This window comes from uncultured Traorella sp., from assembly GCF_944327115.1.
In the GTDB taxonomy this organism is placed as follows: domain Bacteria; phylum Bacillota_I; class Bacilli_A; order Erysipelotrichales; family Erysipelotrichaceae; genus Traorella.
The window spans coordinates 1-7,133 of record NZ_CALVGS010000011.1 but is presented as its reverse complement, the minus strand read 5'-3'; the positions used below and the strand labels follow the sequence as shown (position 1 = coordinate 7,133).

Annotated in this window: 6 protein-coding genes, 1 tRNA gene and 1 other annotated feature; all 7 genes read left to right on the top strand. The window is 35.3% G+C overall.

The window, feature by feature from the left end:
• Positions 1-221 precede the first annotated feature (221 nt).
• The 7 genes from Q0K35_RS00860 (at position 222) to Q0K35_RS00830 (ending at position 6,954) form a co-directional block, all read left to right on the top strand.
• The gene (locus tag Q0K35_RS00860) at positions 222-668 is read left to right on the top strand and encodes a GNAT family N-acetyltransferase (protein WP_294560726.1); all 447 of its coding nucleotides are present in this window, start codon (positions 222-224) and stop codon (positions 666-668) included.
• A 41-nt stretch (positions 669-709) separates the two neighbouring features.
• Positions 710-786: transfer RNA gene (locus Q0K35_RS00855), tRNA-Arg, on the top strand.
• A 668-nt stretch (positions 787-1,454) separates the two neighbouring features.
• Positions 1,455-3,098 (top strand): arginine--tRNA ligase, encoded by a 1,644-nt coding sequence (gene argS / locus Q0K35_RS00850; protein WP_294560724.1) that lies wholly within the window; start codon positions 1,455-1,457, stop codon positions 3,096-3,098.
• A 78-nt stretch (positions 3,099-3,176) separates the two neighbouring features.
• Positions 3,177-4,466, top strand: coding sequence for a helix-turn-helix domain-containing protein (locus Q0K35_RS00845; protein WP_294560722.1), 1,290 nt, complete (start codon positions 3,177-3,179; stop codon positions 4,464-4,466).
• Between the two features lie 44 nt (positions 4,467-4,510).
• Positions 4,511-4,722 (top strand) — a binding site (T-box leader).
• A 37-nt stretch (positions 4,723-4,759) separates the two neighbouring features.
• Positions 4,760-5,437, top strand: coding sequence for an MBL fold metallo-hydrolase (locus Q0K35_RS00840; protein ID WP_294560721.1), 678 nt, complete (start codon positions 4,760-4,762; stop codon positions 5,435-5,437).
• Entirely contained in the window at positions 5,430-6,044 is a 615-nt protein-coding gene (locus Q0K35_RS00835) for a pentapeptide repeat-containing protein (RefSeq protein ID WP_294560719.1), read from the top strand. The genes Q0K35_RS00840 and Q0K35_RS00835 overlap by 8 nt, the downstream gene beginning before the upstream one ends.
• A 109-nt stretch (positions 6,045-6,153) precedes the next feature.
• The gene (locus Q0K35_RS00830; RefSeq protein WP_294560718.1) at positions 6,154-6,954 is read left to right on the top strand and encodes an aldo/keto reductase; all 801 of its coding nucleotides are present in this window, start codon (positions 6,154-6,156) and stop codon (positions 6,952-6,954) included.
• The last annotated feature ends 179 nt before the right edge of the window (positions 6,955-7,133 follow it).

Genomic DNA, 7,133 nt, shown 5'->3' with positions numbered 1-7,133 from the left:
ACTCTGGATAAATTGATCGGATAAAAACTTTATATACAACATTTTAAAATACATTCAAGGCCCCAAATCCCTTTTAAATAAAGGACTTAGGGCCTTTCTGCTTCTTTAAAACTGTCGAAAACAGGATATTATCACTAATATGAAAAAAAGGCAATTCTTTTTTCATCTTTTTATTGATTCATGACCATTTTCGACTTGTAAAAATGGCAGGTTATGTTATCATGAAACCGGTGATGACAATGAATTTAAGTTTTAAGATCAATCAAAAAGATGATTGTTACATGATTCGCAAACAGGTTTTTATGGATGAACAGGGATTTGAAAACGAATATGATGAAATTGATGATTGGTGTACCTTTCTTACTTTATATGACGATGATATTTGCATCGGCTGTGCACGTTTTTTTGAAAGTGGACAAAAAGATATTTGGATTTTTGGGCGATTAGCATTAATAAAAACATATCGCGGTAAGCATTTAGGCAAAGAAATCGTTTTATATGCTGAGAGATATCTAAAACAGCGAGAGGCAAAGGAAATTCACCTGCATGCCCAATGTAGTAAGATAGCTTTTTATGAAAGCATGGGCTATGCATGTTACGGTGATATAGACTTAGATGAAGGCGTAAAACATATATGGATGAAAAAGAAGTTAGATAAAAAGGGTTGAAATCCGCATATAATATGGTATGATAACAATGAAGACAGGATGCGCCGTTAGCTCAACTGGATAGAGCGTTTGACTACGGATCAAAAGGTTGTGGGTTCGATTCCTGTACGGCGCGCCATTTCTGTTTATACAGGCTTTCTTTAATGATGAGGAAAGCCTTTATTTATAGGGCTTTTAGCTATACAGTGATTTTTTTTTATTTAAGTTCGCCACTTATTCGCCACTTTTTGAGAAAAAAAACCAATAAATTCTAATCAAGAAAATTATATTATTCTAATAAAAGAAAGGAATTGTATGCTAAAAGAATTAGAAATGTGTATAGCCGATAAAAGAATGTCAGAATCAATGTAAAAGAAATATTATTGAAGCTTTCCAACCGTGAAAGCTTTTTTAAACAAGCAATTATTTTCCATCATATGAATTTCTTTTATTCCATTGTCTAAATAATACAAGACCTGTTATTGAAAAAACACTGCCTAAGATAAAAGCATAAGATACGGATATATCTGCACATTTTCCAAACATTAGATTCGTTAAGATTCATTACCATTGAATAGATCGATAAGGTTGCGGCTCTTGAAACTTTCGTATACATATTCATGATCGTATCTAAAAGCGGTTATTATAATTGTTTAAACATATTTTTGTCAATGATGTTTTATAATGGTTTTACTTTAATAATATTATTAAAAAACCAGTTTTTTTTGTCTTTTTCAACATTTCCCTTGTTTTATTCTATAAATATGTTAAACTGTCAACGAAAGCAGGAGGCTGAAAGGAGAAAACATGAATAATATTGAAGTAGCTTTAAAAAACAATATTGAAAAAGCCGTTATGGAATGTTTCAATATCACGCCAGAACCTGGCCTTGTCATGATTGAGATCCCAAAAGATAATTCTAATGGTGATTATTCAACCAACATTGCCATGAGATTGGCGAAGGTTGTCCGATCGAATCCTCAGGTTATTGCGAAAGCATTAGTAGAAAAATTAGAATCAAATTTAGAAAATGCTGATAAGATTGAGATTGCCGGACCTGGATTCATTAATTTCTGGATCAAGAAAAGTGAACTTGCCGGAGTCATCAATACCGTGATCGACGCCGGTGATGATTATGGAAAAAATAACAGCGGCAACGGTCTGAAAATATTAGTAGAATATGTATCTGCCAATCCAACAGGTGCCTTACACCTCGGACATGCACGCGGAGCTGCATGGGGCGACAGCATCTGCCGTTTATTAAAGAAATCCGGTTATGACTGTTTAAGAGAATACTATATCAATGATGCCGGACATCAGATCGATATGCTGGGAGAATCTGTCTATGCCAGATATCTGCAGTCTTTTGGTATGGAAGCAGCGCTTCCGGAAGATGGTTATCATGGAGCAGATGTGATTGAGATCACTGAAGAAATCAAAAAAGATGTCGGTGATAAATATTTGAATTGTCCAAAAGAAGAAGCTGTGAAATTTTTCCGTGAAGAAGGAAAAAAACGTGAACTTAACCGTATTAAAAATGACTTAAAATATTATCGCTGTGAATTTGATTCTTGGATCAGTGAACAGAAAATCGTTGATGAGAATCGGGTAAATCTTGTCATGGATAAGATGGTTGAAATGGGTCTTACTTATGAAAAAGATGGTGCCATCTGGTTTAAATCGACAGAATATGGTGATGATAAGGATCGTGTATTGAAGAAAAGCGATGGATATTATACGTATCTGACACCGGATATTGCCAACCATGTCTACAAATTTGAACGTGGCTATGAAAAGCTGGTCAATCTTTGGGGTGCCGACCATCATGGCTATATCGCTCGTATGAAGGCAGCGATCGAAGCGATGGGCTATGGCAAAGATGCTCTGGAAGTAGACATCATTCAAATGGTTCGTTTAGTTGAAAATGGCGAAGAAGTCAAGATGTCAAAGCGAACAGGAAATGCGATCACGATACGTGAGCTTGTGGATGATATCGGGGTTGATTCAGCTCGTTATTTCTTCGTGAGCAGAGCGGTTGATACTCATATGGACTTTGATTTGAGCCTAGCGAGAAGCCAGTCCAATGAAAATCCTGTCTACTATGCGCAGTATGCTTATGCCCGTATCTGTTCGATCTTAAGAACGAAGCCGGCACAGCGTTTAGATCATTATGATCTATTAACCAGTGAAAAAGAAGTAGACTTATTGAAGCATATCAATGAGTTTGTGAATGTCGTTTCAGAAGCAGCTCTTACAAGAAGTCCGAATAAGATCTGTAATTACATTCAAAAGCTGGCACAGTATTTTCATTCTTTCTATGGTGCTCACAAGATCATTGATGATTCTCAGCCGGAATTAACAGCTCAGAGATTAGCGCTATTGGAAGCAACCCGCATCACATTGAAAAATGCGTTAGATCTTATCGGGGTAAGCGCACCTGAAAAAATGTAATTTCATGACCGTCATAATTGACGGTTTTTTTTGATATTTAAAATAGATTCATGTATAATGAAGATGAGGGAATTACATATGAATCGTTATGCTACAATACAAGATCAATTCTGTTCCAGTTATGATAAAAGAAAGCTGTGCAGCTTTGATATCGAATTTGTCGACAGACCTACGAAGCCGCTTTTACATCAGACTTCACGTTTTTTATATTTCTTGAAAGGAAGCGGAAATATCAAGATAGACGGTGTTAATTATTCGGTTGTACCGGATACGTTTATTGCGATATTGCCATGGGAAACAACTGTCATAGATGAAGTTAAAGAACCGATGCAATTTGTGAAGATCGTTTATAATTCTGATTTTATCACCCAATCGATGAAATCTTCCTATAATACATCCAATGAACTTTTCAGCGTATTGACGCCTATCGGTAATACGCCTGTTGTTTATTGTACACCTGATGAAGCAAAGGTCATTCAGAATATCATGAACGAAATTAAAAATGAAACAGGTATTGAATCTATCTATGATGTTCAGGAAGAAAAAGAATTAAGCAAGATTTATGTGACCAATAAGCTCTGTGAGCTATTGATTCATTTTAAACGCTTCATTACTAAAAAGGAATGTATCCAGATGGATGGCAACAGTATTGAGCTGGATCAAAGAAATGCTATTTTTAAGTACATGTATTCTCATCTAAATGAAAAGCAGACATTGACAAAAATTTCTGCTATGTTTTTCATGAGTGAATCTGCCATCAGCAAATATATCATGGATGTTACCGGCTTTTCCTTTGGGGATCTTTTAAATGAAATGCGTATCGTCAAAGCCATGGATCTGTTGACATACACAGATCTTACGTTAAATGAAATTGCCAGCTTTACTGGATTTAGTGATGCTTCACATATCTCGAAGGTATTCAATGAACGTGTCGGTACGACACCAAAGACATATCAGAGCATCTATCGCAATCTTCATGAAATCTTTGGTGAAAAAGAAAAAAGCGTAAGCTATGAAATCATTACCTATATCTATGAAAATTATATGGAAGATCTAAAGATCCAGCAGGTTGCAGATAAATTTCATATCAGCGTCATCGAATTAAACCGTATCCTTCTTTTTCAGCTGGAAAAGAATTTTGATGATCTGATCAATTTTTTACGTATCAATAAAGCCTGTGAAATGCTTCTGACAACGAATGACGCAATTACAGATATCGGACTTCAGGTCGGTTATAATACGGTTAAGACCTTTAATCGCAATTTCGTGAAGCTAAAAAACATGACCCCGGGTAATTTTAGAAAAACGATCTTATTTCAAAAAGGAAGCGAAACGATCTTAGTTGAAAATTTACATCAGGAAGAATAATTTTTCATTTATATGTTGACAAGTCATTTGTTTTGATTATAATAATGTCATCGAAGATGAGGAAAAGTAGCTGTTCCTTCGCCATCAGCGAGTCTGAACAGAGTGGGAGTCAGGCGGTAAGAAGCACAGTGAAACGCACCTCGGAGATTTTGATTGAAGTAACAGTAGGTCAAGACGTATTTCGGCGTTAACGGATAAGGTGGCTTGTTTTTAAGCAGGCAAATAGAATGGTACCGCGAGTAACATCGTTTCTATACAGAAACGATGTTTTTTTTTCAAAGGAGGACGATAAAATGAAAGAATTGAAACATGAATTAGGCTGGTTTAAATTATTTGACTGTACCCATAACATATATGCTATCAGTGAGAAATATAGAGATACGATCTCGACTTCTTATTTGATTTGCGGCGATAATCAAAGCATCTTGTTGGATACAGGATGTGGTATCGGGCGAATGAAAAAGCTTATTTTCTCATTAACAAGCACAGTACCTACCGTATTGAATTCTCATGCCTGTGCCAATCATTCTTCTGCTAATAAGAAATTTCATTTGGTTCATATCTTAAATGAAGAGCATGAGATCGATTATCTTACCCATAACTATCCGGACGAATGGATCGCATCTCAAAAAAAGCTGACTGAGGATGACGATACCTTCCTTCCTGCACTCTTTACAACATTGCCAAGCGGGAAAAAATATGATTTGGGTGGAAAAACACTTGAAGTAATTGCCAACGACAAAACAAAAGTAAATGGCTGCATGCTGGCAGACCGCACAAATAAGATACTATTCTGTGGGGATATTTTTGACGAAACATGGATATCAAACCTCAATGAGGATCAAAAGGCTGAGTATATTGAGGGATGTAAAGAAATCATTGATGAATTTAAGGATTATATATGGTTCTTTTCTATCGGAGAAGTATCAAATGAAGCAAAAAAAGAATCAATAATAAAGAAATATGCATAAATGTAAAGCACCGAAAATATCCTATCTTGAAACAAAGACACTGATCAATGAAGAACTCATCAATAGTGAATATCATCATATAGAAGCTGCTTTTCAATATGAAGATATAAAAATTGATGAATGTTTATTCAAAAATATCGTCTTTGATAAATGCTCACTTATAAAAAGTGATCTTATGGATGTAATCTTTGAAAACTGCGATTGTTCCAATATGAATTTTTCCAACAGCAGCTTGCATCGCATTATTTTCAAAAACTGCCGTATGATCGGTTGTGATTTCACAGATACTTATTTAAGCGATGTACAGTTTTTAAACGATCGTATTCAATTCATCAATTTTTCGGGAAGTAAAATTAAAAATTCACGATTTGTTGAATGCGACAATCGTGAATCACGATATGTAGAAACTGAATTTAAAGACTGCGAATTTGACAACTGCAACTTTACACGCTCTGAATTTATTCATACATCCTTAAAAGGACTTGATTTTAGTAATAGTGATATTACAGGCATTACATTGACTGTCAATAGCATTGCCGGTATCATCGTTAATTCTTTTCAGGCAATCGAGCTGTCTAAATTATTAGGTATCATCATCAAGGAATGATTCATAGATCTTCATATTCATTTTTAAAATGCCCATCTATTTAATTAAAGTATTTTACTTTTCTAAAAGGTGTCCATATAATTAAAAACGGGTATTTGTGGAGGCAGTTATGGAATATTTACGACTTAATAATGGTGTCCGGATGCCGATGGTAGGCTTTGGCACATGGGATATCCGTGGTAAAAAGGGAAAAGCATGTATCTTGGAGGCTTTAGAGGTCGGTTACCGTCTGATCGATACTGCCCAAATGTATGATAATGAAGATATCGTTGGTGAAGCCATAAAGGAAAGTGGCATCGATCGCAAGGAATTATTTATCACAACGAAACTTCACCAGCCATGGGCAAGTTATTCAAAAGCAAAAAAAGGGATCGAACAATCATTGATCAATTTAAAGACAGACTATATCGATCTGCTGCTGATCCATGAACCATATGAAAATGCATTAGAAATGTATCAGGCATTTCAAAAGGCAAGTCAAAGCGGTACGGTAAGGGCCATCGGCATTTCTAATTTCAATATCGCAAAATATGAAAGCTTTATTCAGCACTGCAATATTCTTCCGGCCGTCAATCAGGTGGAATCACATATTTATTATCCTCAATTTGATTTAAAAGCTGTCATGGCTCAGCATGGAACACAGATGCAGGCATGGGGATCTTTTACTGAAGGACGTAAAGATATATTTAAAGAGGCATTATTGATAGAGATTGGTGCAAAATATCATAAATCAGCTGCACAGGTTGCTTTGCGTTATCTTGTACAAAACAAAGTAGCAGTAATTCCTAAATCGGCACATAAAGATCGGATGAAAGAAAATATCGATATTTTTGATTTTGAATTGTCATCTGAAGATATGGATCAAATCCGTACATTTGATACAGGAAGTTCTTTATTTAGATGGTATTAAGACATTTAAATATATAAAAAGGTACTATTACGATTTCTTAGCTTCGTACATAGTACCTTATTTGTTTAGAAGACAATTTTTCCATGATCAAAGGCTTTGATTTCTGCCAATGAATAAAGATCATAGCCTTGTCTGAGAATATATTCATGACCCTTCTGAAATGATTTTTCTATGACGAT